The 24851-nt window shown below is 65.9% G+C and carries 18 protein-coding genes; 14 read left to right on the top strand and 4 right to left on the bottom strand.

Annotation, left to right across the window (positions count from 1 at the left end):
• Positions 1–49: 49 nt before the first annotated feature.
• Both IVA88_RS05225 and IVA88_RS05220 read left to right on the top strand, forming a co-directional pair.
• On the top strand, positions 50–1408 hold the full coding sequence (locus tag IVA88_RS05225; RefSeq protein WP_247496205.1) for a serine protease: 1359 nt from the start codon (positions 50–52) through the stop codon (positions 1406–1408).
• Between the two features lie 269 nt (positions 1409–1677).
• Entirely contained in the window at positions 1678–2421 is a 744-nt protein-coding gene (locus IVA88_RS05220; RefSeq protein ID WP_247496204.1) for a ParA family protein, read from the top strand.
• A 217-nt stretch (positions 2422–2638) separates the two neighbouring features.
• Here IVA88_RS05220 and mutM read toward each other — a convergent pair whose 3' ends face one another.
• Positions 2639–3520 (bottom strand): bifunctional DNA-formamidopyrimidine glycosylase/DNA-(apurinic or apyrimidinic site) lyase, encoded by an 882-nt coding sequence (gene mutM / locus IVA88_RS05215; protein ID WP_247496203.1) that lies wholly within the window; start codon positions 3518–3520, stop codon positions 2639–2641.
• An 81-nt stretch (positions 3521–3601) separates the two neighbouring features.
• Between mutM and ubiE the strand changes: the two genes are divergently transcribed.
• From ubiE to IVA88_RS05155, 12 genes are all read left to right on the top strand, one after another.
• Positions 3602–4363, top strand: coding sequence for a bifunctional demethylmenaquinone methyltransferase/2-methoxy-6-polyprenyl-1,4-benzoquinol methylase UbiE (gene ubiE, locus IVA88_RS05210; RefSeq protein WP_247496202.1), 762 nt, complete (start codon positions 3602–3604; stop codon positions 4361–4363).
• A complete protein-coding gene (gene ubiB, locus IVA88_RS05205; RefSeq protein WP_247496201.1) occupies positions 4360–5934 on the top strand; it encodes a 2-polyprenylphenol 6-hydroxylase in 1575 nt (524 codons plus the stop codon). The genes ubiE and ubiB overlap by 4 nt, the downstream gene beginning before the upstream one ends.
• A gap of 55 nt (positions 5935–5989) precedes the next feature.
• Positions 5990–7453 (top strand): bifunctional phosphopantothenoylcysteine decarboxylase/phosphopantothenate--cysteine ligase CoaBC, encoded by a 1464-nt coding sequence (coaBC, locus tag IVA88_RS05200; RefSeq protein ID WP_247496200.1) that lies wholly within the window; start codon positions 5990–5992, stop codon positions 7451–7453.
• Complete coding sequence (gene dut, locus IVA88_RS05195; protein ID WP_247496199.1) at positions 7450–7908, top strand: dUTP diphosphatase; 459 nt, start codon at positions 7450–7452, stop codon at positions 7906–7908. The genes coaBC and dut overlap by 4 nt, the downstream gene beginning before the upstream one ends.
• Positions 7909–8091: 183 nt before the next feature.
• A complete protein-coding gene (locus IVA88_RS05190; protein ID WP_247496198.1) occupies positions 8092–10596 on the top strand; it encodes a PAS domain-containing sensor histidine kinase in 2505 nt (834 codons plus the stop codon).
• Positions 10593–12125, top strand: a complete 1533-nt coding sequence (gene tsaE / locus IVA88_RS05185) for a tRNA (adenosine(37)-N6)-threonylcarbamoyltransferase complex ATPase subunit type 1 TsaE (RefSeq protein ID WP_247496197.1) — start codon at positions 10593–10595, stop codon at positions 12123–12125. The genes IVA88_RS05190 and tsaE overlap by 4 nt, the downstream gene beginning before the upstream one ends.
• A 115-nt stretch (positions 12126–12240) precedes the next feature.
• Positions 12241–12558 (top strand): PilZ domain-containing protein, encoded by a 318-nt coding sequence (locus tag IVA88_RS05180; RefSeq protein ID WP_247496196.1) that lies wholly within the window; start codon positions 12241–12243, stop codon positions 12556–12558.
• A 124-nt stretch (positions 12559–12682) separates the two neighbouring features.
• On the top strand, positions 12683–13405 hold the full coding sequence (locus IVA88_RS05175) for a nucleotidyltransferase family protein (protein ID WP_247496195.1): 723 nt from the start codon (positions 12683–12685) through the stop codon (positions 13403–13405).
• Positions 13406–13524: 119 nt separating this feature from the next.
• Entirely contained in the window at positions 13525–16671 is a 3147-nt protein-coding gene (addB, locus tag IVA88_RS05170; RefSeq protein ID WP_247496194.1) for a double-strand break repair protein AddB, read from the top strand.
• Complete coding sequence (gene addA / locus IVA88_RS05165) at positions 16665–20174, top strand: double-strand break repair helicase AddA (protein WP_247496193.1); 3510 nt, start codon at positions 16665–16667, stop codon at positions 20172–20174. The genes addB and addA overlap by 7 nt, the downstream gene beginning before the upstream one ends.
• A gap of 62 nt (positions 20175–20236) precedes the next feature.
• On the top strand, positions 20237–20557 hold the full coding sequence (trxA, locus tag IVA88_RS05160; protein WP_007598398.1) for a thioredoxin: 321 nt from the start codon (positions 20237–20239) through the stop codon (positions 20555–20557).
• A 140-nt stretch (positions 20558–20697) separates the two neighbouring features.
• Positions 20698–21711, top strand: coding sequence for an ATP-dependent DNA ligase (locus IVA88_RS05155; protein WP_247496280.1), 1014 nt, complete (start codon positions 20698–20700; stop codon positions 21709–21711).
• 9 nt (positions 21712–21720) lie between these two features.
• Here the strand turns inward: IVA88_RS05155 and IVA88_RS05150 are convergent, their stop codons facing one another.
• Genes IVA88_RS05150 through accD form a run of 3 tightly spaced genes read right to left on the bottom strand, consistent with a single transcriptional unit; the run spans position 21721 to position 24760 of the window.
• Entirely contained in the window at positions 21721–22461 is a 741-nt protein-coding gene (locus IVA88_RS05150) for a metallophosphoesterase family protein (RefSeq protein ID WP_247496192.1), read from the bottom strand.
• A 17-nt stretch (positions 22462–22478) separates the two neighbouring features.
• On the bottom strand, positions 22479–23822 hold the full coding sequence (locus IVA88_RS05145) for a folylpolyglutamate synthase/dihydrofolate synthase family protein (protein WP_247496191.1): 1344 nt from the start codon (positions 23820–23822) through the stop codon (positions 22479–22481).
• A complete protein-coding gene (gene accD, locus IVA88_RS05140; RefSeq protein WP_247496190.1) occupies positions 23819–24760 on the bottom strand; it encodes an acetyl-CoA carboxylase, carboxyltransferase subunit beta in 942 nt (313 codons plus the stop codon). Before accD ends, IVA88_RS05145 begins: the two co-directional genes overlap by 4 nt.
• Positions 24761–24851 lie beyond the last annotated feature (91 nt).

Below are 24851 nucleotides of genomic sequence, written 5' to 3'. Positions count from 1 at the left end.
CGAGATGTGCTTCAATGGCATCGCGTTCAATGGGCTGGCTGGATTTGTCATGAGATCGATGCTTGCGGCAACACTGATGTTTGCGGCTGCGACAGGCGCGAACGCCCAGATGACGACGCCGCAGATCCCCGGCACCAAGCCAAAGCCGGTGCAGACCGTTCCGATCCGGCCTCCCGCCCTGCAGACGCCAGCCGCGACGGCTGATGCCATGGCGCAGGCGGAGCGGCTGTTGCTGCAGTCCGACCTCGCCTGGGTCGGCCAGTATAACGGCGCCATCACCGGCGACGTCAGCGCGCGCATGGTCGATGCGATCAAGGAATACCAGAAGCTGAAGGGCGGCAAGCCGACCGGCGTGCTCAATCCGCAGGAACGCGCCGCGCTCGCCGAGACCGCGCGGCGGAAGCAGGAGAGCGTCGGCTGGAAGATCGTGACGGAGATGACCAGCGGCGCGCGGCTCGGCATTCCCTCAAAATTGGTGCCACAGCAGGCGACCGACGGCAACGGCTCGAAATGGACCTCGCCGACCGGCACGGTGCAGGTGCTGCTGAGTCGCCGCAAGGAGGCGAACCCGACCACAGCCAAGCTTGCCGAAGCGGAGAAGAAGGAGCCGGGTCGCAAGATCGACTACACCGTGGTGAAGCCCGACTTCTTCGTGCTGTCGGGTTTGCAGGGCCTGAAGAAATTCTATTTGCGCGGCACCTCCAGGGGCGACGAGGTCCGCATCATGACGATTCTCTACGATCAGGCGACCGAGAACACGGTCGAGCCGGTCGTGATCGCGATGTCGAGCGCGTTCAATGCATTCCCGTCGGGACCACAGGCCGGGCCGCCGCCGCGCAAGACCGTCGAATATGGCACCGGCCTCGTTGTCAGCGACGATGGTGCGATCGTCACCGACCGCCTCATCACCGATTCCTGCCTCGCGATCACGATCGCCGGATACGGCAGCGCCGACCGACTCGCCGAGGACAAGGAACATGATCTCGCGCTGCTGCACATCTACGGCGCTCGCGGCCTGAAGCCGTTCAGCCTCGCCGCCGGCGCGGCGAAGACGAGTATCGATGTCATCGGTATCGCGGATCCGCAGAGCCAGGGCGGAGCGGCCGGTGCGTCGAGCCTCAGGGCCGCGTTGGCATCCGTCGGTGGCGGCGATTCCGCGCTAACACCGCCGCCGGCGGTCGGATTTTCCGGCGGTGCCGCCATCGATGGCGACGGCAAGTTCGCCGGCATCGCGCTGTTGAAGCCGACGATGGTTGCGGGCCCCGCAACATCGGTGCCGGCGTCGCAGGCGGTGATGGTCTCCGCGGAAACCGTACATGATTTCCTGAAGGCGAACGCCGTCACCGCGAACGGCACGTCGACGGATGCCAGGGCGGCTGTCGTGCGCGTGATCTGCGTGCGGAAGTAGGTCCGCGCGGCGATCACTCTCTCCCGTGTCGTCCGGGGCGCGAGATCAACTCAGCGGCGAGCGCCATCACACGTACCACTACGGGTCCGGTAATGGTACGGATTCGCTGGCATTCCCGATTCCGCCATCATCGTGACTGCTGATTCGGACCTCCGCGATCCCCTTTGGATCGGGCCGGCACGTCCTGAGCGAGAAGAGCTCAGCATCGAGATCGATGCACGTTCGCGTGGCGTTTCCCTGACCCAAGCACTCCAAAGGATTGATCTTCAATGCACACGATCGTACTGGCCACCCAAAAGGGTGGCAGCGGCAAGAGCACGCTCGCCATCGGCCTCGCGCTCGCAGCCAAGCAGGCCGGCTTCACCATCCGCCTGATCGAAACCGACCCGCAGGGCACATTGTCCAATTGGCAGCGCCGCCGCGCTACCGACGATCTCGTCGTCGAGCCGATCTATCACGCCGCCGACATCGAGCCGCGCCTGAAGATGCTGGCCGACAGTGGCCTCCAGCTTGCGATCGTCGATACCGCGGCCGGCCTCAGCGCCGCGACCACGGCTGCGATCCGCCATTCCGACCTCTGCCTGATCCCCGCGCGCCCGAACGTCGCCGACATCGAGGCGACCGCCTCGACGCTGAGCGTCGCGCGCGCCTGGAAGCGGCCTTACAGCTTCGTGCTGAACCAGACCCCGATCCGCGGCCAGCGCATCGACAACGCAGCCAACACGCTCGTCGAGGAAGCCGCGCTCGATCTCAGCGAAGTCCTCGCGCGTCCCCTGATCGTGATGCGCAATGACCACCAGGACTCGCTCGCCAGCGGCCTCGCGGTGAGCGAATTCGCGCCGAACGGCAAGTCGACCGACGAGATCCGCAGCCTCTGGCGTTGGATCGAGACCAGGCTCGAACTTGCCGCCACGGCCAATGTCATGATCGACCAGGTCATCCCGGCCGCGGACGGCATGCTGCACGTTGCCACCGAGCTTGCGCCCGACGAGACCACGACACTGGCGTCCTGAGCGGGGCAATCGCTCAGACGCCAGCCGGCCCTTCACCATCCGGAAGGGCCCAGCGACGAAGCAATCCGGCCACCAGCCCGGCCGGATTGCTTCGCTTCGCGTTTTTTTTGCGAACGCGCTATCCCCGCCGTCATTACGAGCGTAGCGAAGCAAATCCAGAATCTTTCCGCGGAGGAATTCTGGATTGCTTCGTCGCAAGGGCTCCTCGCAATGACGCTCACTTCTGACATTTCGGACACCAGAAGGTCGACCGGCCGTTCTGGGTAAAGCGCTTCACGATGCCGCCGCAGCGCGGCGTCTTGCAGGTCTCGCCTTCGCGGTCGTAGACTTTGAACGAGTGCTGGAAATAGCCGAGCTCGCCCGAGGTCTGGCGATGGTCCCGCAAGCTGGAGCCGCCGGCCTTGATGGCGTCATTCAGCACGGTGTGGATCGCCCCGACCAGTCTTTTCGCATGATCGGTCGGCTCGCTCTTCTTCGTTGACAACGTCGCCGCGATCCGGCGCGGCGACAGATGCGAGCGATGCAGGGCTTCGCAGACATAGATATTGCCGAGCCCGGCGACCACGCGCTGATCGAGCAGCGCGGCTTTCAGGCTCGTGGTCTTGCCGGCGCAGGACCGCGCCAGCATTGCGGCGTCAAATTCGTTGCCTAGCGGCTCCGGGCCGAGCCCACGCAGCAGCGGCTCCTCGTCGAGCGCACTGCGCGCGATCACTTTCATGTAACCGAAACGACGCGGATCGTTGAAGACGATGTCGGCGCCGGAGGACATCCGAAACAGCACGTGGTCGTGCGTGGAGTCCTTGGCGCGCGGATAGTGAAACTCGCCGGGCACCGCCTCGTTGTCCCGCTTGATGACGCGAAACGAGCCCGACATGCCCAGATGCATCAACAGCACGTCGCCGGAGGCGAGATCAGCCATGAGATATTTTGCACGGCGCCCAAGCCCCGTGACGACCTGCCCCTTCAGCCGGGCCACGAAATCCGGCTGGAAGGGAAAGCGCAAATCGGGCCTGCGGGCTTCCGCGACCAGGATTTTTGCACCCTCCATGACGGGCTGGAGGCCGCGGCGGACGGTCTCGACTTCGGGCAATTCGGGCATGGTCAGGCATTCACCTTATGAGGGCGGTGTGATAGCGCCATTGCGGCGGGCCCGCTATGGTCCGCCTCTTGGAGTAGAGTAATGGATCGGCCGGGCGAAACCACGCATTTTGGCTTCAGGGACGTCCCCCTGGGCGACAAGCAGACGTTGGTGAACGATGTGTTTCACAGCGTGGCGTCGCGCTATGATTTGATGAACGATTTGATGTCCGGTGGCCTGCACCGGGTCTGGAAGGACATCATGATGAACGCGCTCAACCCGCCCAAGAGCGACCGGCCGTTCGCGCTGCTCGACGTTGCCGGCGGCACCGGCGATATCTCGTTCCGCGCCGCCAAGGCGGCAGGCGCGGGCTTCCATGCCACCGTCTGCGACATCAACACCCAGATGCTGGCGGTCGGCCGCGAGCGTGCCGCAAAGCGGCAGCTCGAGACCAAAGTCGATTTCGTCGAAGGCAATGCCGAAGCGCTCGCCTTCGCCGACCGCAGCTTCGACGCATATACGATCGCTTTCGGCATTCGCAACGTGCCGCGGATCGATCTCGCGCTGGCCGAGGCCTATCGGGTGCTCAAGCCAGGCAGCCGCTTCCTTTGCCTGGAATTTTCCACCGTCGAAATGCCCGGGCTCGATCGCCTTTATGACCTGTTCTCGTTCAAGGTGATCCCGCCGCTCGGCCGCATGATCACGGGTGACGCCGAGTCCTACCAATATCTGGTCGAATCGATCCGCAAGTTCCCAAGACCCAACGCCTTCGCCGACATGATCCGCGACGCCGGCTTCGCCCGCGTCAACTGGCAGATGTTGTCCGGCGGCATCGTCGCACTGCATTCGGGCTGGCGTTTGTGATTTCTGCCGTCACCCACATCGCGCGCCTGATCCGCGCCGCGTTCGTCTTTGCGCGCGAGGGCGTGTTCGGCGCCGTCGATCCGAGTCTGGTGCCGCCGCCCGGACAGCTCGCGCTGAAGCTTGCGCGCATCATCGAACGGCGCGGTCCGAAGCACGGGCCGCGGCTGTCGCGTGCGCTGACCCGGATGGGCCCGGCCTATCTCAAGCTTGGGCAATTTCTGGCGACCCGCCCCGACGTCGTCGGCGTCATCATGGCGCGGGACCTCGAAAGCCTCCAGGACCGCCTGCCGCCGTTCTCGCAAGCCGAGGCGGAAGCTGCGATCGCGACCTCGCTGGAACGGCCGCTGACCGATGTGTTTGTGAGCCTCAGTGCGCCGGTCGCAGCAGCCTCGATCGCACAGGTGCATCGTGGCGAAGTCTTACGCGACGGAATCCCCAAGGCTGTCGCCGTGAAAGTGCTGCGACCCAACGTGGCCGCACGCTTCCGCCGCGACCTCTCCGACTTCTTCTTCGTCGCATACAAGGCCGAATCCTATTCGTCCGAGGCGCGGCGCCTGCGCCTCATCGAGGTCATCAACACCATGTCGCGCTCGGTCGCGATGGAGATGGACCTGCGGCTCGAGGCCGCTGCGCTGTCGGAGATGGCGGAGAACACGCGCGACGATCCTGATTTCCGCGTACCGACCGTCGACTGGGACCGCACCACGCACAACGTGCTGACGATGGAGTGGATCGACGGTATCGCGCTGAACGATCACAAGCGCCTGGCTGAGTCGCAGGTCGACCTGCCTGATCTCGGCCGCAAGGTGATCCAGAGCTTCCTGCGCCACGCGCTACGCGACGGCTTCTTCCACGCCGACATGCATCCGGGCAATCTGTTCCTGGATGACGCGGGCCGCCTTGTCGCGGTCGATTTCGGCATCATGGGCCGGCTCGGCATGAAGGAGCGGCGCTTCCTCGCCGAAATCCTGCTCGGCTTCATCACTCGCGACTATCGCCGTGTCGCGGAAGTGCATTTCGAGGCAGGCTATGTGCCCGCGCATCACTCGGTCGAGAACTTCGCGCAAGCGATCCGCGCCATCGGCGAGCCCATTCACAACCGCACGGCGGAAGAGATCTCGATGGCGCGGCTGCTGACGCTGCTGCTCGAGGTCACCGGCCTTTTCGACATGACCACGCGGCCCGAGCTGATCCTGCTCCAGAAGACCATGGTGGTGGTCGAGGGCGTGGCACGCGGCTTCGACCCCAGGCTCGATATCTGGAAGGTCGCCGACCCCGTGGTGCGGGAATGGATCGAGCGCAACCTCGGTCCGATCGGCCGGGTCCAGGGCGCGATCTCTGGCACCGGCGATCTCGCGCGCATCCTGATGCGTCTGCCTGACATCGCCGCGCGCTCGGTTGCTGTGCTCGAACAGCTGGAGACGATGACCCGGGAGGGCATCCGGCTGTCGCCGGAGAGCATCGCGGCGATGGGCCGCAGCGAGGGCCGCAAGACCCGTGGGCGCACCGTGGCGCTCTGGATCATCGCCGCGACCTTCATCGGCATCCTGATCGCCGTCCGGAATCTTTGATTGCAGTGCAATCACACGAATGATAGCATCGCTATCATTCGTACTGGAGGGCGCCATGGCGAGCCTGACCATTCGCAAGCTCGACGAAGGCATCAAAACTTACCTCAGGCTGCGCTCGGCCAAGAACCGCAGGTCGGTCGAGGAAGAGGTCCGGGTCATCCTCGGAGAGCTGATCGAGGGTCGCGAGGAGCCGCTGACGCCGTTCACGGCGCCTCCAGCACCCTCCACCACCCCCATGCCCCAACGCAGCGGCGCTCCGCCCGAGGCCAGCATCACCCTGATCATCGGCGGCGGAATCGCGGCCTACAAATCGCTCGACCTGATCCGGAGGCTCAAGGAGCGGCGGATCGAGGTGCGCTGCGTGCTGACCAAGGCGGCGCAGCAATTCGTCACGCCGCTGGCCGTGAGCGCGCTCTCGCATGAGCGCGTGTACACCGACCTGTTCGATCCCCAGAGCGAGTTCGACGCCGGCCATATCCGCCTCGCGCGCGAGTGCGACCTGATCGTGGTGGCGCCTGCCACCGCCGATTTGATGGCCAAGATGGCCAATGGCCACGCCGACGATCTCGCCAGCGCCGTCCTGCTCGCGACCAACCGCAAGATCCTGCTCGCGCCGGCGATGAATCCGCTGATGTGGAACAACGCGGCCACGCGGCGCAATGTCGCGCAGCTTCAGCGCGATGGCGTGATGCTGATCGGGCCGAATTCCGGCGAGATGGCCGAAGCAGGTGAGGCCGGCATCGGCCGCATGTCCGAGGCAATCGAAATTGCGACCGCCGCCGAGCGCCTGCTGCGGCCGCCGGTGCCGCGCCCACTCGCCGGCAAACGCGTGCTGATCACCGCAGGTCCGACCCACGAGCCGATTGATCCGGTGCGCTACATCGCCAACCGGTCCTCCGGCAAGCAGGGCTTTGCGATCGCTGCCGCCGCACAGGCCGCAGGCGCCGAAGTGATCCTGGTCAGCGGCCCGGTCGATCTCAGCGATCCCCCGGACGTGACGGTGAAGCATGTGGAATCGGCACGGCAGATGCTGGAGCAGGTGCAGGCCGCGCTTCCCGCTGACATCGCGATCTTCGCCGCCGCCGTCGCCGACTGGCGGGTCGCCAATGAAGGCGAGCAGAAGCTGAAGAAGACCTCGGCCGGCATGCCGCCGCTGCAGCTGGTCGAGAACCCCGATATCCTCGCGACGATCGCCAAGCTGTCCGACAAACGTCCGCCACTGGTGATCGGCTTTGCCGCCGAGACCGAGCATCTCATCGACAACGCCAAGTCGAAGCTTGCGCGCAAGGGTTGCGACTGGATCGTTGCCAACGACGTCTCCCCCGCCACCGGCGTGATGGGCGGGGACCGCAACACGGTGCACCTCATCAGCCGCAACAATCGCGAAAGGAACGGCGACAAGGATGGCGAGATCGCAGTTGATTCCTGGCCGGTAATGACCAAGGAACAGGTCGCCATTGAACTGGTCGCTCGTATATCAAAGAGCGTGAGCGGCAAATTCCTGGAGCCCGCATCTTGAACACGAAAGTCACGGTCGAACTGCAACGGCTGCCCCATGGGGAGGGGCTGCCCCTGCCCGCCTACCAGACAACCGAGGCCGCCGGTCTCGATCTGATGGCGGCGGTGGCCGAGAACGAGCCGCTGACGCTCGCGCCCGGCCGCTACGCGCTGGTGCCGACGGGCCTCGCGATCGCGTTGCCGCCCGGGCACGAGGCGCAGGTGCGGCCGCGTTCGGGGCTTGCGGCCAAGCACGGCGTCACCGTGCTGAACTCACCGGGCACGATCGACGCGGACTATCGGGGCGAGATCAAGGTGATCCTGATCAATCACGGCCAGACCGCCTTCGTGATCAAGCGCGGCGAGCGCATCGCGCAGATGGTGATCGCGCCAATGGTGCAGGCCGCGCTGGTTCCGGTTGCCACATTATCGCCGACCGACCGCGGCGCCGGCGGATTCGGCTCGACCGGCCGCTAACGCACGGCACATACAGCCGAATCACCCGAGGAACATTGGAACACCGCGGCCGGCATTTTTTTGGGGCCGCCTTTGCGTTCACGATCTGGACTCTTACCGGCGGAGTCACGGTGAGGGTATTGTCTTTTGATTCGCGCGCGACGGGGGTCGCCGCGCGCAAATCCGTGCGATCTTGGGGCAACTATGTCAGGCGTGATCGTGTCGATGCGTCGGACGCTGCTGTCGTGCACATCGCTCGTGCGCAACGGCTTGTTGGGAAGCGCTCTCGCGGCGCTGCTGCCGGCTGCGCCGGCTGAGGCCGCCGACCTCGTCGACACACTCTCAACTTTGCTGGATTTCAACCGGCAGGAACTCGCGGTGCTGGCCACCGCGCTGGCCTTGCTCGGCTTCTCTGTGGTCGCCGCGATCCTCTTGATGCGCACGCGTGTGCGCACGGCGAAGAACGAGGCGCGGCTGCGCGCCCGGGTCGGGGAACTCCAGCTCCAGGCCGACCGCTTCGGCGCACTGCTGTTCGCCGAGCCGCAGATCCTGATCTCCTGGCCCGCCGGTGACAATCGCGCGCAGATTTCCGGCGACATTTCCATGGTGCTGCCGCGTGACTCCTCTCCACAGCGCGTGCTCGCGTTTGGAACCTGGCTGCCGCCGGAACCGGCGCTCCAGATGGATCATGCCGTCGACGCGCTGCGCGACCACGGCGACGGGTTCCAGCTGACGCTCACCACCGCGCATGGCCACACGCTGGAGGCGATCGGCCGCGCCATCGGCGGCCAGGCCATCGTCAGAATTCGCGAACTCTCAGGGCTGCGCCGCGATCTGGCGGAGACCAATCTGCGCTACAAGGCACTCTCCGACGAGACCGAGATGCTGCGCGGCTTCGCCGCCGCCGCGCCCTGGCCGATCTGGGCCAAGGGCGAGAACGGCGCGCTGACTTACGCCAATCCCGCCTATGTCCGCGCGACCGAGGCGGCCAGCATCACCGACGCCCAGGAGCGCAAGCTCGAGCTGCTCGACAGCGCCGACCGGACCGCGATGGAGCGGGGGCTGAAGGATGCGGCCAATTTCAACTCGCGGCTTCCGATCGTGATCGGCGGCGAGCGGCGCATCTATGACGTGCGCGCCGTCAATGTCGGCGGCGGCAATGTCGGCGTTGCCATCGATGCCAGCGAGCCGGATGCGCTGAGTTCTGCGCTGGTGCGGATGGCGGAGGCGCATCGCCGCACGCTCGACCAGCTTTCCTCCGGCGTTGCCGTGTTCGACGGCCAGCGCCGGCTCGCCTTCTACAATGATTCCTACCGCAGGCTGTGGGACCTCGACCGCACCTTCCTCGACGCCAATCCCGATGATTCCAGCGTGCTCGACAAGCTCCGCGCGTCGCGCAAATTGCCGGAGCAGCCGGACTTCCGCGCCTGGAAGGCCAAGCTGCACGAGGCCTATCGCGCGGTCGAGACCGCCAAGGACACCTGGTACCTGCCCGACGGCCGCGCGCTCTCCGTCGTCACCACGCCCAATCCGGAAGGCGGCGTCACCTATCTGTTCGACGACGTCACCGAGAGCCTCGAGCTCGCCCGCCGCTTCGACGGCATGATCCGCGTCCAGCGCGAGACGCTGGACAGCCTCGCCGAAGGCGTCGCCGTGTTCGGCAGCAACGGCAAGGCGCAGCTATTCAACCCGGCTTTTGTCCGGATGTGGAAGCTGTCCGCCGACGCCATGCGCGACGAGCCGCACATCCAGACGGTCGAAGCCTGGTGCCATCAGCTGTTCGACGACGCGATCGTCTGGCGGCAGATCCGCGAGGCGGTCACCTCGATCGAGAGCCGTGCCGACGTTCCGCTGAAGCTGGAGCGCAAGGACGGCAGCGTGCTCGACGGCATGATCCGGCCCCTGCACGACGGCGCGACCATGCTGACATTCCAGGACATCACCGACACCGAGAATGTCGAGCGTGCGCTGCGCGAGCGCAACGAGGCGCTGGAGGCCGCCGACCAGATGAAGGTGGATTTCGTCCACCACGTCTCCTACGAGCTGCGCTCGCCGCTCACCACCATCATCGGCTTCGCGCATTTCCTCAGCGACCCCTCGACCGGGCCGCTGACGCCGAAGCAGGCCGAATATCTCGACTACGTCACCAAATCGACCAATGCGCTGCTGGCGCTGACCAACAACATCCTGGATCTCGCCACCATCGACGCCGGCGCGATGAAGCTGGAACTCGGCCCGGTCGACGTCAGCAAGGCCATCGAGCTTGCCGCCGAGGGTATCCAGGACCGGCTCGCCACCGACCGCATCCGCCTCAAGGTCGAGATCGCGCCCGATGTCGGCAGCTTCACCGGCGACGAGAAGCGCGTGGTGCAGGTGCTCTATAACCTCCTCGCCAACGCGGTCGGGTTTTCTCCACAGGATTCCAGCGTCGGCATCAGCGCCCGCCGCACCGAACACAGCGTCGTCTTCACTGTGACAGATTCCGGGCCTGGAATACCTGCCGACATGAAGGACAAGGTGTTCAACTGGTTCGAAAGCCGCTCGCAGGGCTCGCGTCACCGCGGCGCCGGGCTCGGCCTGTCGCTGGTGCGCTCCTTCGTCGAGCTGCATGGCGGCAAGATCCGGGTGGATTCCATGGTCGGCAGGGGCACGGTCGTGATCTGCGATTTCCCGACCGAGCAGGCGGCGCATCGCGACGCCGCCGAATGACGGCGGCAACCACATTCTCCGTCGCGCTTCACAACGAGGCGGCCACTGCGCAATTGATGGCCGACGTCGCGCTGCTGGTCGGCCCCGGCGATGTCATAACGCTGACCGGCGATCTCGGGGCCGGCAAGACCGCGGCAGCGCGGGCCATGATCCGTTACCTGGCCGGCGACGAGGCGCTGGAAGTGCCGAGCCCGACCTTCACGCTGGTGCAAGGCTACGATCTGCCGCCATTCCCGGTGGTGCATGCCGACCTCTACCGCGTCGAGGACGAGAGCGAGCTCGAAGAGATCGGGCTGTCGCCGCTGCCGGAAGCAACCCTCGTCCTGATCGAATGGCCGGAGCGCGCGCCGTCGGCGATGCCCCAAGACCGCATCGACATCGCGCTGACGCACCGGCCGGCGCTGGGCTCGAATGCACGCGCCGCCGACATCACCGGCTATGGCAAGGCTGCCGCCACCATCGCGCGGCTGAAGGCGCTGCGCGAATTCCTCGATGCATCCGGTTACATGGATGCAACGCGCAGGCGCATGCCGGGCGATGCCTCGACCCGCTCCTATGCGCGGCTGCTGCGCGACGACGAGATCGTCATCCTCATGAACTCTCCGCAGCGCCCGGATGGTGCTGCGATGTACAACGGAAAATCCTACAGCGCCGCGGTGCACCTCGCCGAAAACATCAAGCCCTTCGTCGCCATCGACGAAGGCCTGCGCGCGCAAGGAATCTCCGCACCCGCGATCCATCATTCCGACCTCGACCACGGATTCCTGATCAGCGAAGACTTCGGCAGCGAAGGCGTGGTTGAGGGCGATCCGCCGCGCCCGATCGCCGGGCGCTACGAAGCCGCAACCGATTTGCTGGCCATGCTGCACGGCAAGACGCTGCCGGAGACGCTGCCGCTCGGAGGGCAGACCTACGCCATTCCTGTCTTCGATACCGAGGCGCTGCTGATTGAAATCGGGTTGATGCCGGAATGGTATCTGCCCGATCGCAACGCGCCGCTGGACGACGAGAAGCGCGCCGAGTTTTTCGTGATGTGGCGCGAGCTGCTGAAGAAGCCGCTTGCGGCGCCGAAGACGTGGATCATCCGCGACTATCACTCGCCGAACCTGATCTGGCTCGGGAATCGCACCGGCATCGGGCGCGTCGGCGTGATCGATTTCCAGGACACCGTGCTGGGGCCGCAATCCTACGATGTGGTGTCGCTGCTCCAGGACGCCCGCATCGACGTGCCCGAGGCGATCGAGCTGACGCTGCTGTCGCGCTACATCAAGGCGCGCCGCGCCAGCGACGCAAGCTTCGACGCGGCCGACTTCGCCGAGCTCTACGCCATCATGTCGGCGCAGCGGAACACGCGTCTGCTCGGCACCTTCGCCCGCCTCAACCGCCGCGACGGCAAGCCGCATTATCTGCGTCACCAGCCGCGGATCTGGACCTATCTCCAGCGCTCCCTGGCGCATCCCGCGCTCGTCCATCTGCGCGACTGGTATCTCGCCAACGTCCCGCCGCCCCAAAAACCGGCCCAAGGCTGAAATGGCTGATAGAGGCCGATAAGGCTGATTCGGAGCCTGATTTACCGGCTGTTAGCCAAGACACCGGTAATCTGACGGCGAGGCAGCCAGATATTGCGGGGCTGGAGCAGGGCAGATGGCGGTGAAGACGGACCAGCGCGGCAACAGCCGGGTTGTTTTCGAGCGCGGGATCGCGGCCCAGATGATGGGTATCGACGGCACCTGGCGGCGCGACTGCATCATGGAGGACGTCTCCGAGAGCGGCGCCAAGCTGACCATCGACGGCTCGGTCGAAGGCCTACATCTGAAGGAGTTTTTTCTGCTGCTGTCGTCCACAGGACTTGCGTACCGGCGCTGCGAGCTCGCCTGGGTCAATGGCGACCAGATCGGCGTCAATTTCCTCAAGCTCGGCGACAAGAAGAAAAAGGCGCGTTCCACATCCATCGGGGCGTAACGGCAACACTCGTCGTACAAGCGTCACGACAGGTGTTTAAGGCGGTCAAGACGCGGTGCGGTCAGTCGAACCTCATGTTAGGATTGCTGCGAACGCAAGATCAGTAGGTCTGAGAAAGCGAAGGATGTCCGTCAAACCGACCAAAGCCATGGTGCTCGCCGCGGGGTTCGGCCTGCGCATGCGTCCGTTGACGGACAAAATGCCGAAGCCGATGGTTCCGGTGGCCGGCCAGCCGCTGCTCGACCACGTGCTCGACAAGCTCGGCCGGGCCGGCGTGAGCGAGGCGGTGGTCAACGTGCACTATCTGCCGGACCAGATCATCGACCACACCGCATCGCGCCAGCATCCTCGCGTGATCATCTCGGACGAGCGCGACCAGGTGCTCGGCACCGGCGGCGGCGTGGTCAAGGCGCTGCCGCTGCTCGGGGACGCACCGTTCTTTCACGTCAATTCCGACACGTTGTGGATCGACGGCGTGCGCTCGAATCTGACGCGGCTCGCCGAAAACTTCGATCCCGAGCGGATGGACATTTTGCTGCTGATGGCGCCGACCGCGACCAGCATCGGCTATAGCGGCCGCGGCGATTACGGCATGCTGGCCGACGGCGCCCTGCGCAAGCGCAAGGAAAAAGAGGTCGTTCCGTTCGTCTATGCCGGCGCGGCGATCCTGTCGCCGTCGATCTTCGCCGATGCCCCGACGGGCGAGTTCTCGCTGACCAAAATGTTCGACCGCGCCGACGAGCAGGAGCGGCTGTTCGGCCTCCGCCTCGACGGCGTCTGGATGCATGTCGGCACGCCCGACGCCGTGCACGCCGCGGAAGAGGCGTTTCTGGAAAGCGTGGCGTAGGCCGCGTCCGGAGCACGAGAACAATGATGCCGCAAACAGCGGGGAAGACCTCGCCGCGGGCCATGACCATTTGAGTTCGCGTCCCTATATTGGCGCCTGATTCCCGAATCAGGCAGCTCATGCGCGTTTTCAGCGTTCCAGTCTCAGTTCCGTTCCTGCGCACCGTCGTCGCAAGCCTGCTCGACGGCCGGCTGGTCGACGGCTTCGAGGCGCGCAAGGAACCGGCACGGCTGGCGGATGCCACGCTGTATTTACCGACACGGCGTGCCATGCGCATCGTCCGCGAGATTTTCCTCGACGAGATGAAGGCGGACGCAGTCGTGCTGCCGCGCATCGTCGCGCTCGGCGACATCGACGAGGATGAGCTCGCTTTCGCCGATGAAGGCGAACAATTTTCGGGCGCAACGCCGCTCGATATTCCGCCGCGGCTCGGCGAACTCGAACGGCGGCTGACGCTGGCGCAGCTGGTCGCGGCATGGGCCAAGGGCCCGGTGCTGTCTCCGCTGGTCGTCGGAGGCCCCGCCTCGACGCTGGCGCTGGCGTCCGATCTCGCGCGGCTGATCGACGACATGGTCACGCGCGGCGTCGACTGGAGCGCGCTCGATGGCCTCGTGCCTGATATGCTCGACCGATACTGGCAGCACTCGCTTGAATTTTTGCGCATCGCGCGCATCGCCTGGCCCGGTCACCTCGCCGAAATCAAACGCATCGAGCCCGCTGCCCGCCGCGACCTCCTGATCGATGCCGAAGCCAAGCGGCTGACCGCGCATCACCATGGCCCCGTGATCGCGGCCGGTTCGACCGGCTCGATGCCGGCCACGGCAAGATTTCTCCATGCAGTCGCCTCGCTGCCGCATGGCGCCGTGGTGCTGCCCGGCCTCGACACTGATCTCGACGACGATGCCTGGCGCAGCATCGGCGGCGTACGCGACTCGCTCGGCACGTTCGCGGAGCATCCGGTCTCGAACCATCCGCAATATGCGATGCACGCGCTGCTGGATCGCTTTGGCATCAAGCGCAGCGACGTCGATATCCTCCAGCCTCCGGCGGAAGGCGGCCGCGACCTGCTCGCCTCCGAATCGATGCGGCCATCGGTCAAGACCGAGATCTGGCACGACCGGCTGAAGCAGCCGGATGTGGCCGCGAAGATCGCCGGCGGCATGAAGAACCTCGCAGTTGTCGAAGCCCCCAATCCCGAGATGGAGGCGCTCGCGATCGCGATCGCGATGCGCGAGGCGCGGCATCTCGACAAATCCGCGGCGCTTGTCACGCCCGATCGCGCACTGGCGCGTCGGGTGATGGCCGCGCTGACCCGGTGGGATCTTGCGTTCGACGATTCCGGCGGCGACGTCTTGATGGACACGTCCGCCGGCGTCTTTGCGCGACTGACGGCAGAGGCTGCGACCAGGGGATTGGAGCCGCCGACGCTGCTGGCGATGCTGAAACATCCGCTGTGCCGGCTCGGTCGGGTGCCCGGCGCATGGAAGACAGCGATCGAGGGCCTGGAGCTCGCCCTGTTGCGCGGCACGCGCCCGCCTGCAGGCACCGCCGGGCTGCTGCGCGAATTCAATCGCTTTCGCGAGGAGCTGGCAAAGCTGTGGCGCAGCGAGGTCTCCGCACTGCATAGGGCCGAGCCGCGCGCACGTCTCAAAGCGGAAGACCTCGATCGCATTCAGGCGCTGATCGATGGCTTGCGACAAGCGTTGGCGCCGATCGAGAGCCTGGCGTCATCGAAACCGTTTGACTTCGCCGAACTCGCTTATCGGCATCGCGAGATCATGATCGAGCTGTCGCGCGACGAGCAGGGGATCCCGCTGGCGTTCGAGGAGCGCGAGGGCCTTGCGCTCGCGAGCGCCTTCGACGACCTCCTGCGCGGCGGCACCACCAGCGGACTGATGGTCACGCTGCCCGACTACGCAGACGTGTTCCAGACCGCGTTCAGCGATCGCGCGGTGCGGCGACGAGACAGACCGGGCGCACGGCTCCAGATCTACGGCCCGCTGGAATCACGCCTGATGCAGGCCGACCGAATCATCGTCGGCGGGCTGATCGAGGGCGTCTGGCCGCCGGCGCCGCGGATCGATCCGTGGCTGAGCCGACCGATGCGGCACCAGCTCGGCCTCGATCTGCCGGAACGCCGTATCGGCCTCTCCGCGCATGATTTTGCGCAACTGCTCGGCGGCGACGAGGTCATCCTCACCCATTCCGCCAAGGCCGGTGGCGCGCCGGCGGTCGCCTCGCGCTTCCTGCACCGGCTGGAGGCGGTCGCGGGCGATGCGCACTGGAAGGCAGCAATTCGCGCAGGCGAAAAGTACGTGCAGTTCGCAGCCGCACTGGACCAGCCCGACCAGGTCAGGCCGATCAAACAGCCCGAGCCGCGACCGCCACGCGCGACCCGGCCGCTCAGGATGTCCGTGACCTCGATCGAGGACTGGCTGCGCGATCCCTACACCATTTACGCAAAACACATTCTGCGGCTGGACGCGCTCGACCCGGTCGACATGCCGCTGTCGGCCGCCGACCGCGGCTCGGCCATCCACGATGCGCTCGGCGAGTTCACCGAGCGCTACGCCACGAATCTGCCCGATGATCCCGCGCGCGTGCTGCGCGCGATCGGCGAGAAATATTTTGAGCCGCTTATGGAGCGACCCGAGGCGCGGGCGCTGTGGTGGCCGCGCTTCCAGCGCATCGCGCGCTGGTTCGGCGAATGGGAGACGGCGCGGCGCGGCGTGATCGAGGCGATCACCGCGGAAACCCGCGGCGAGATATCGATCCCGCTCGACCATGGGCGCAGCTTCCGTCTCTCCGCCCGCGCCGACCGCATCGAACGCCGGCAGGGCGGCGGCTACGCCATCCTCGACTACAAGACCGGCCAGCCACCGACCGGCAAACAGGTCCGCATGGGCCTGTCGCCGCAGCTCACGCTGGAAGCCGCGATCCTGCGCGAGGGCGGTTTCCCCGATATCGACGCCGGCGCGTCCGTGAACCAGCTCGTCTATGTTCGTCTGAGCGGCAACAATCCGCCAGGCGAAGAACGCATTCTCGAGCTCAAGTTTAGGCAAGGCGACGAGCCGCAGCCGCCGGACACGGCGGCCGCTGAGGCCCGCGCCAAGCTCGAGGCGCTGATCCGCGCCTTCGAGGACGAGAACCAGCCCTATACCTCCTTGAACCTGCCGATGTGGACCAACCGCTACGGCACTTATGACGACCTCGCCCGGATCAAGGAATGGTCCGCGGCCGGCGGATTGGGGATCGAGGAATGGTGAAGGCACCGCGCCCCATCCCGGATGAGGTGCGCGCCAGGCAAGCGCGCGCATCGGACCCGACCGCATCGGCCTTCGTTTCGGCCAATGCCGGTTCGGGCAAGACGCATGTGCTGGTGCAACGGGTGATCCGCCTGCTGCTCTCGGGCGTGCCGCCGGAAAAGATCCTCTGCATCACCTTCACCAAGGCGGCTGCCGCCAATATGGCCGAGCGCGTGTTCACCACGCTTGGCCATTGGGTGACGCTGGACGACACCGCGCTCGATGCAGCGATCAAGGCGGTCGGCATCCCCCATCCCGATCGAAAATTGCGGCGAGAAGCACGAAAGCTGTTCGCCTGTGCGCTGGAGACGCCGGGCGGGCTGAAGGTGCAGACCATCCACGCGCTGTGCACCCGCCTGCTCCAGCAGTTTCCGTTCGAGGCCAACGTTCCGGCGCGCTTCGCCGTGATCGACGAGCGCGACCAGACCGACATGATGGAGCGCGCCAATCTGAAGGTGCTGCTGGAGGCCGCGCGCGACCCTGACAGCGTTACCGGCCGGGCGCTGCTGACTGCGATGGCGAGCGCCGCCGACGTCACCTTCAAGGAGGTGGTGCGCGAGGCCTGTCTGAGCCGCGACCACTTCATGGCCTGGACCGATGAGGCCGGCAGCGCTGAGCTTGCCGTCACGCAGATGGCAGCCGCGCTGGGAGTGGACGCGAGCGATCGCATTGAGGACGTCGAGACGGAGATTCTCGACGGTCCGTTCCTGCCGCGATCGCGTTGGGACGACATTGCCCTTGCGCTGGAGGACGGCAGTAAGTCCGACAACGACCAGGCCAGCCGGCTTCGCGAGGCAAAAGTTTTTTCGGGCAGCGCGCAAGTCGATGCCTATCTCTGCGTTTTCCTCACCGACGAAAAGCTGCCGCGCAAGGCGGTGCTGACCAAAAAGTTTTGCGATCACAACCCGTCCGTCGCTCGCCTGTTCGAGAACGAGGCACAGCGCGTCAGCGGATTGATCGAGACGCGCCGCGCAATCACCACGCGCGATCGCACCGCCGCCCTGCTGCATATCGCGACCGCGGCTGCCGCGAACTACCGCCGCGAGAAGCAGGAGCGCGGGCTGCTCGACTATGACGACCTCATCGACAAGACGCTGGCGATGCTGGACCGCGTTTCCTCGGGCTGGGTGCATTACAAGCTCGATCGCGGCGTCGATCACGTGCTGATCGACGAAGCCCAGGACACCAGTCCGCGGCAATGGGACATCGTCGCGCACATCATCTCGGAGTTCACCGCCGGCGAAGGCGCGCGCGAAGGGCTCAACCGCACCGTCTTCGCGGTCGGCGACGAGAAGCAATCGATTTTCTCCTTTCAGGGTGCTCAGCCCCGAGAGTTCGATGCACGCCGGCGCGAGCTGCACCGCAAGTTCACGGCGGCCGGGCTGAAATTCGATCCGGTTGCCTTCACCTATTCGTTCCGCTCCGGCGCCGCGATCCTGCATTCGGTTGACCACGTCTTCCGCGAGCCCGCGATCTACAAGAGCATCCATTCGGTCGAGACCGGCCATCCCCTGCACAATGCGCTCGGCGATGCTGGCCCGAGCGTGATCGAGTTGTGGGACCTTGCGGAAGCCGACGAAAGGCAGGAGATCGAGGGCTGGCGCGCGCCGTTCGACGGCGTCGCCGCCACCAGCCCCGAGGTCAAGCTCGCGCGCCGGATCCAGACCGAGATCAAGCGGCTGGTCGAGAGCGGCACGCTGACGGGCCACGAGGGCGAGCGGCGTCCGCTGCGCTACGGCGACATGCTGATCCTGGTGCGCCGGCGCGGCAATGCGTTCGATGCCGTGATCCAGGCGCTGAAGCACGCCAACGTTCCGGTCGCTGGCGCCGACCGGCTGAAGCTCACCGAGCACATCGCGATCATCGACCTGATGAACCTTGCCGATGCGCTGCTGTTGCCGCAGGACGATCTCGCGCTTGCGGTCGCGTTGAAGAGCCCGCTGTTCGGACTCGATGACGACGACCTGTTCCAGCTTGCCTGGGATCGCAAGGGATCGCTGCGCCGCGCGCTCGGCGAACATGCGGGCACAAGCGAGAAGTTCGCTGCGGCATTGCGACGGCTCGAAGCCTGCGAGATGCGTGCGCGCGAGGAAACGCCGTTCGCCTTTTACGCCTGGCTGCTCGGCGGCGACGGCGGACGGGCGCGCATGCTGCGCCGGCTCGGCCACGAGGCCAACGACGCCCTCGACGAATTTCTGGAGCTGGCGCTGAACTACGAGCGCAAGGCGCCGGCCTCGCTGCAAGGTTTCATGGCCTGGCTGCGCTCGGCCGACACCGAGGTGAAGCGCGACATGGAGATCTCGCGCGACGAGGTGCGGGTGATGACCGTGCACGGCGCCAAGGGCTTGGAGGCCTCGGTCGTGTTCATGGTCGATACGACCTCTTCGCCCTCCGACAGCCAACGGCTGCAACTGATCCACGTCCCGCGCGGCAATGGCGGCGAGGTCGTAGTCTGGGCCGGACGCAAGGCGGATGATCCCAAGCCCGTCGCCGACGCACGCAACGCGATGCTCGAGGAGACCGAGGACGAGTACCGCCGCCTGCTGTACGTGGCGATGACACGCGCGGCCGACCGGCTGATCGTCGGCGGCTGCATGCCCGGTAACAGGAAGGTAGTCCGCAAGCTGAGCTGGTACGACCTGGTCGACACCGGGCTCGCGGGCTCGAGCCTGTCGAAAGAGACAATCGAGACGCCGCTCGGCAAGGTGACGCGCTTCTCCCGTCCGGAGGATGTCGTGGCGCTAGGCACGCCCGCGGCTTCGTTGGACCAGGCGACCGCACTCCCGGACTGGCTGCGGACGCCGGCGCCGCACGAGACGGTCGACGACGATCCGTTGCGTCCCTCCGGCCAGCCGTCCGGGGAGGGCCGCCCGGTGCTGTCAGGCGAATCAGTGCGGTCCCGCGCGTTGGCGCTGCAACGCGGCACGCTGGTGCACCGGCTGCTGCAATCCCTGCCCGACATCGCCGTTGAGCGCCGGCGCGAGGCCGCGCTCGGCTTCATGGCACGCAACGCCGCGGACTGGGCGGAGGCCGACCGCGCCGCGCTGGCCGACAAGGTGCTCGCCTTGATCGCCGAGCCACGATTCGCGCCGGTGTTTGCCGCCGGCAGCCGGGCGGAGGTCGCGATCGTCGGCAGGCTGGAGCGGCCGGGCCGCGCCCCCGCGCTGGTGTCCGGCCAGATCGACCGGCTGGTGGTTCGCCCGGATGAGGTCCTGATCGTCGATTTCAAGACCAATCAGGCGGCCCCCGGGAGCGTCGGTGCGGCGCCCGCCGCTTATGTCCGGCAGCTTGCGCTGTACCGGGCGGTGCTATCGAGGCTTTATCCCCAAAAGCCTGTCCGCGCCGTTCTGCTCTGGACCGAGGCCCTTGAATATATGGAGATTTCGGCTCCCGCGCTGGACGCGGCGCTGGCATCCCTTCATCTCGGCGTGAGCGTCCTTGACCCGGCAAGGAGCCATTCATAGGTTGACGCCATGATCTTGGCGCGATTCCCGTCGCGCCGTTCTCTCAGGTACGAGGTACTCCCATGGCCGTTGGTAAGGTTTCTGACACTGATTTCGAAGCCGAAGTGCTCAAGGCAAACGGCCCCGTGGTCGTCGATTTCTGGGCCGAATGGTGCGGCCCCTGCCGCATGATCGCACCCGCGCTCGACGAGATCGCCGGCGCCATGGGCGACAAGGTGAAGATCGTGAAGCTCAACGTCGACGAGAGCCCGAAGACCGCGTCCAAGTATGGCGTGATGTCGATCCCGACCCTGATGATCTTCAAGGGCGGCGAGATGGCCTCCCGTCAAGTCGGCGCGGCGCCGAAGGCGAAGCTGCAGCAGTGGATCACCTCCGCGGTCTGAGCTGGCTCGCACGAGTTTATTTTTGAAACGGCCGGCGAAAGCCGGCCGTTTTGCGTTGATGAGGCATGTCCAGCGTAAGACGAGTCCCAGCCGTGCCTCCCCCCGCAAAGCGCGCGCGAAAATCGACCTCTCTGGTGGCCATGGAGGCGCGCTCGGTCGACGCGATCCCGCGCGGCAAGGAGTGGCAGTACGAGCCGAAATGGGATGGCTTCCGCTGCCTGCTGTCGCGCAACGGCAGCAGCGTCGATCTGCGCTCGAAATCCGGCGAGGACCTCGCCCGCTATTTCCCCGAGATCGTCGGCGCGGCGCTGAAGCTGAAGGCGGACCGCTTCACGCTCGACGGCGAGATCGTCGTGCCGCACGGCAAGGGCTTTTCTTTCGACGCGCTGCTGCAACGTATTCACCCCGCTTCAAGCCGCGTGAACAAGCTCTCTCAGGAAACGCCGGCGCTTTATCTCGCCTTCGATCTGCTCGCGACGGCCAGGGAGAAGCAGCTTGCCGAGCAGCCGCTGAGCGAGCGGCGGCAGGCGCTGGAAGCGTTTGCCAAAGCCAATCTGAAAGGCAGCATCTTCCGCCTCTCCCCGGCGACAACGAGCTACGCCATTGCGAAAAAATGGCTGGCGCAATCCGGCGGCGGCTCGGACGGCGTTATCGCCAAGCGCAGCGACCTACCCTATCAGGCCGGAAATCGCGACGGCATGCAGAAGATCAAGAAATTTCGCAGCGCCGATTGCGTGGTCGGCGGTTTCCGCTATGCCACCAACAAGCTCTCCGGCCGCAGCGTGGTCGGCTCGCTGCTGCTCGGGCTCTACGATGACGAAGGTCTGCTGCATCATGTCGGCTTCACCTCGGCGATCAAGGCGACGGAAAAACCTGATCTGACCGATCGGCTGGAGGCGCTGATCGGCGAACCGGGCTTCACCGGCAACGCGCCGGGCGGGCCGAGTCGCTGGTCGACCGAGCGGTCGGCAAAATGGTGTCCGCTCAAGCCGAAGCTGGTGATCGAGGTCTGCTATGATCATTTCAGCGGTGAGCGCTTCCGCCACGGCACCTCGATCCTGCGCTGGCGCCCTGACAAGGCACCGCGGCAATGCAGCTTCGAGCAGTTGAAGCAGAAAGTGGCCGACCCGATGAAGATGTTGAAACAGATGTAGCCGTAGCCGCTAGGCAATCCATCCCGTCGCCAGCGCGTTTGCCAACTCCGGTTGGCCGTTGCGGCGCGCGAGCGCGGCCATCTCCTCATGATCGTAGACGACGTGGCGGAACGTGGCCTGCCAGGCACCATCGGCTAGCTCGAGGATCGCATAGCGCGCGTGCGGCGTGCCAGCCTCCACCACATGCGGGAACGGATGCTTGTCACGATAGCCGGGGCCGCCGACGCTGCCGGGATTGACGATCAGCCGACCGTCGCGAAGTCGCACCGCACGGGCGAGATGGGTGTGGGCGCACAGGATCAGCGATTGCGTGATGCCTTGCGCAAATTGCTCGATGCGATCGAGGGGCGACAGCGCCACCGCGCCATCGGGATGCACGGTGTCGAGCCAATAGACTTCGTCATTGTCGGGCGTCGCGTGGCAGAGGAACACCTGATCGCGAAAGACCCGCGTCATCGGTTGCGCGCGCAGCCAGTCGAGTTGCGCAGCATCGAGTTGCGCATGGGCGGGACGATCCCACGCGCCCATCTTCTCCGGCGGACGGTCGAGCAGATAGCGGTCGTGATTGCCGAGCACGTGCACGGCCTCGAGCTTCATCAGGATCTCGATCGTGCGGCGCGCATCGAGCGGACCGCTCAGCATGTCGCCGAGATTGACGATGTCGGCGACGCCTTGCGCGCGGATGTCGGCGAGCACAGCTTCCAGCGCGAGATTGTTTCCGTGAACGTCGGCAATCGCGGCAAAACGCATGTTGGTCACCCTAGCCCTTATGCAGGAGGCGTGCCGTTGAGGGCGAGCACGTGGCCGGCGAGATAGAGCGAGCCGGTGATCAGGATGCGCGGCGGCACTTCGTAGGCGAGCTTCGCCAAGGCGCGCAGTGCGGCCTCGATGCCGGGCGCGGGCTCGACGCGCATGCCGAGGCTGCGGGCGGCATCCGCGAGGCGGTCGACCGGCATCGCGTTGTCGGTGTCGGGAATCGGCACCGCGATGATGTGACGGGTCAGACCGGCGAAGTTGGCGAGAAAACCCTGCGCGTCCTTGTTGGCCATCATGCCTGCGATGACGACCAGCGGCCGCGACACCCGCTCCTCGAGATCGCCGAGCGCGGCCGCCGCGACACGGCCGCCTTCCGCATTGTGGCCGCCGTCGAGCCAGATCTCCGATCCCTGCGGCCCCCAGGAGAGCAGCTCGCCCGAAGCGATGCGCTGCATCCGCGCCGGCCATTCCGCGCCGACGATCCCGGCCTCGAACGCCGCCTGGTTGATCTTGAAGGCGTTGGTGGCTCGCAGCGTCGCGATCGCGAGGCCGGCATTGTCGAACTGGTGGCGGCCGAACAGGCGCGGCGCCGTGAGATCCATCAAGCCGCGCTCATCGGAATAGACCAGCCGCCCGCGCTCGACATTGACATGCCAGCTCTCACCTGCGGCGAACAACGGCGCGCGCATGCGCTTGGCCTGCGCCTCGATCACCGCCATCGCTTCGCCCGGCTGTTCGGCGCAGATGACGGGTACGCCGCGCTTGATGATCGCGGCCTTTTCGCCCGCGATCGACGTCAGCGTGTCGCCCAGAAAGTCCATGTGGTCCATGCTGACGGGCGTGATCACGCAGGCCGCTGGTGTATCGACCACGTTGGTTGAATCAAGCCGGCCACCAAGGCCGACCTCCAGCAGAACCACATCGGCCGGGTTCTGCGCGAACAGGTGAAACGCAGCCGCCGTCTTGAGTTCGAACACGGTTGCCGCCTCGCCGGCATTGACACGCTCGACCTCTTCCAGCGCCGCACGCAGCTCGTCGTCACCGACCAGCACGCCGCCACTGACGCGGCCGAGCCGGAAACATTCGTTGATGCGGACGAGATAGGGCGACGTGTAGGCGTGGACGCGCAGGCCCGCGGCCTCCAGCGTCGCGCGCAGATAAGCGAGCGTCGAGCCCTTGCCGTTAGTGCCGGCGATATGGATCACCGGCGGCAGCTTGCGCTCGGGATGACCGAGCCGCTCGAGCAGACGATGCATCCGCTCCAGCCCGAGATCGATGCGCTTCTGATGCAGGGCCGACAGCCGCCCGATCAATTCGCCGAGCGACGGCTTTGCGCTGTCAGAGGAAGCGTTCACGCGTGCGGCGCGGCCGGCGCCGTCTCAGGAGCCGATACAATCTGCGCCGGGCTCACGACCGGCTGCACCGGTTTCGAGGCGGTCTCATGCGCCGGCGCCCTGGTCAACAGCCGACAGAGCCGCGCCAGGGTCGGGCGCAATTCGTGGCGATGCACGACCATGTCGACCATGCCGTGCTCCTTGAGATATTCGGCGCGCTGAAAACCCTCGGGGAGTTTTTCGCGAATGGTCTGCTCGATCACGCGCGCGCCGGCAAAACCGATCAGCGCGCCGGGTTCGGCGATCTGCACGTCACCGAGCATCGCATAGGACGCGGTGACGCCGCCGGTGGTCGGGTTGGTCAGCACGACGATGTAGGGCTGCTTTGCCTCGCGCAGCATCTGCACACCGACCGTGGTGCGCGGCATCTGCATCAGCGACAAGATGCCTTCCTGCATCCGCGCGCCGCCACTGGCGGCGAACACGATGAACGGCGACTTCTTCTCGACCGCAAGCTCCAGTCCGCGCACGAGAGCCTCGCCCGCGGCCATGCCGAGCGAACCGCCCATGAAGTCGAAATCCTGCACGGCGACGACGACGGCGGCACCTTCGAGCTTGCCGTAGCCGACCTTGACCGCGTCGTTCAGATTGGTCCGCGCGCGGGCATCCTTGATACGGTCGACGTACTTCTTCTCGTCACGGAACTTGAGCGGATCGGGCGTGACGTCAGGCAGCGCGACGTCGTACCAGGTCTCGTTGTCGAAAATCGACTTCAGACGCGCCACCGCGTTCATGCGCATGTGGTAGTTCGAGCCGGGGATGACGAACTGGTTGGCCTCGACGTCCTTGTAGAACACGAGCTGTCCGGAATCCGGGCACTTGATCCACAGATTCTCCGGCGTCTCCCGCCGCAGCATGTTGCGGATCTTCGGCCGGACCACATTGGTAAGCCAGTTCATGGTTTGCTCCGATGTGCGATCCCGCCTGGGGACCGCCTGAAGGGATATATGGCGGCCGGGCCACATCCCGGCAAGCCGCCGTGTCGTCCGC

Source organism: Bradyrhizobium sp. 149, assembly GCF_023073915.1.
Taxonomy (GTDB): domain Bacteria; phylum Pseudomonadota; class Alphaproteobacteria; order Rhizobiales; family Xanthobacteraceae; genus Bradyrhizobium.
The sequence above is the reverse complement of the archived record's forward strand: the minus strand, read 5'-3'. Positions and strand labels throughout refer to the sequence as shown.

Bases quoted from the DNA above. Each gene is read 5' to 3' on its own strand.
- accD (WP_247496190.1), bottom strand. From the start codon at position 24,760: ATGAACTGGCTTACCAATGTGGTCCGGCCGAAGATCCGCAACATGCTG.
- IVA88_RS05175 (WP_247496195.1), top strand. From the start codon at position 12,683: ATGTCCGTCAAACCGACCAAAGCCATGGTGCTCGCCGCGGGGTTCGGC.
- IVA88_RS05150 (WP_247496192.1), bottom strand. From the start codon at position 22,461: ATGCGTTTTGCCGCGATTGCCGACGTTCACGGAAACAATCTCGCGCTG.
- IVA88_RS05225 (WP_247496205.1), top strand. From the start codon at position 50: ATGAGATCGATGCTTGCGGCAACACTGATGTTTGCGGCTGCGACAGGC.
- IVA88_RS05190 (WP_247496198.1), top strand. From the start codon at position 8,092: ATGTCAGGCGTGATCGTGTCGATGCGTCGGACGCTGCTGTCGTGCACA.
- IVA88_RS05180 (WP_247496196.1), top strand. From the start codon at position 12,241: ATGGCGGTGAAGACGGACCAGCGCGGCAACAGCCGGGTTGTTTTCGAG.
- mutM (WP_247496203.1), bottom strand. From the start codon at position 3,520: ATGCCCGAATTGCCCGAAGTCGAGACCGTCCGCCGCGGCCTCCAGCCC.
- trxA (WP_007598398.1), top strand. From the start codon at position 20,237: ATGGCCGTTGGTAAGGTTTCTGACACTGATTTCGAAGCCGAAGTGCTC.
- addB (WP_247496194.1), top strand. From the start codon at position 13,525: ATGCGCGTTTTCAGCGTTCCAGTCTCAGTTCCGTTCCTGCGCACCGTC.
- tsaE (WP_247496197.1), top strand. From the start codon at position 10,593: ATGACGGCGGCAACCACATTCTCCGTCGCGCTTCACAACGAGGCGGCC.
- IVA88_RS05220 (WP_247496204.1), top strand. From the start codon at position 1,678: ATGCACACGATCGTACTGGCCACCCAAAAGGGTGGCAGCGGCAAGAGC.
- coaBC (WP_247496200.1), top strand. From the start codon at position 5,990: ATGGCGAGCCTGACCATTCGCAAGCTCGACGAAGGCATCAAAACTTAC.
- addA (WP_247496193.1), top strand. From the start codon at position 16,665: ATGGTGAAGGCACCGCGCCCCATCCCGGATGAGGTGCGCGCCAGGCAA.
- IVA88_RS05155 (WP_247496280.1), top strand. From the start codon at position 20,698: ATGGAGGCGCGCTCGGTCGACGCGATCCCGCGCGGCAAGGAGTGGCAG.
- ubiE (WP_247496202.1), top strand. From the start codon at position 3,602: ATGGATCGGCCGGGCGAAACCACGCATTTTGGCTTCAGGGACGTCCCC.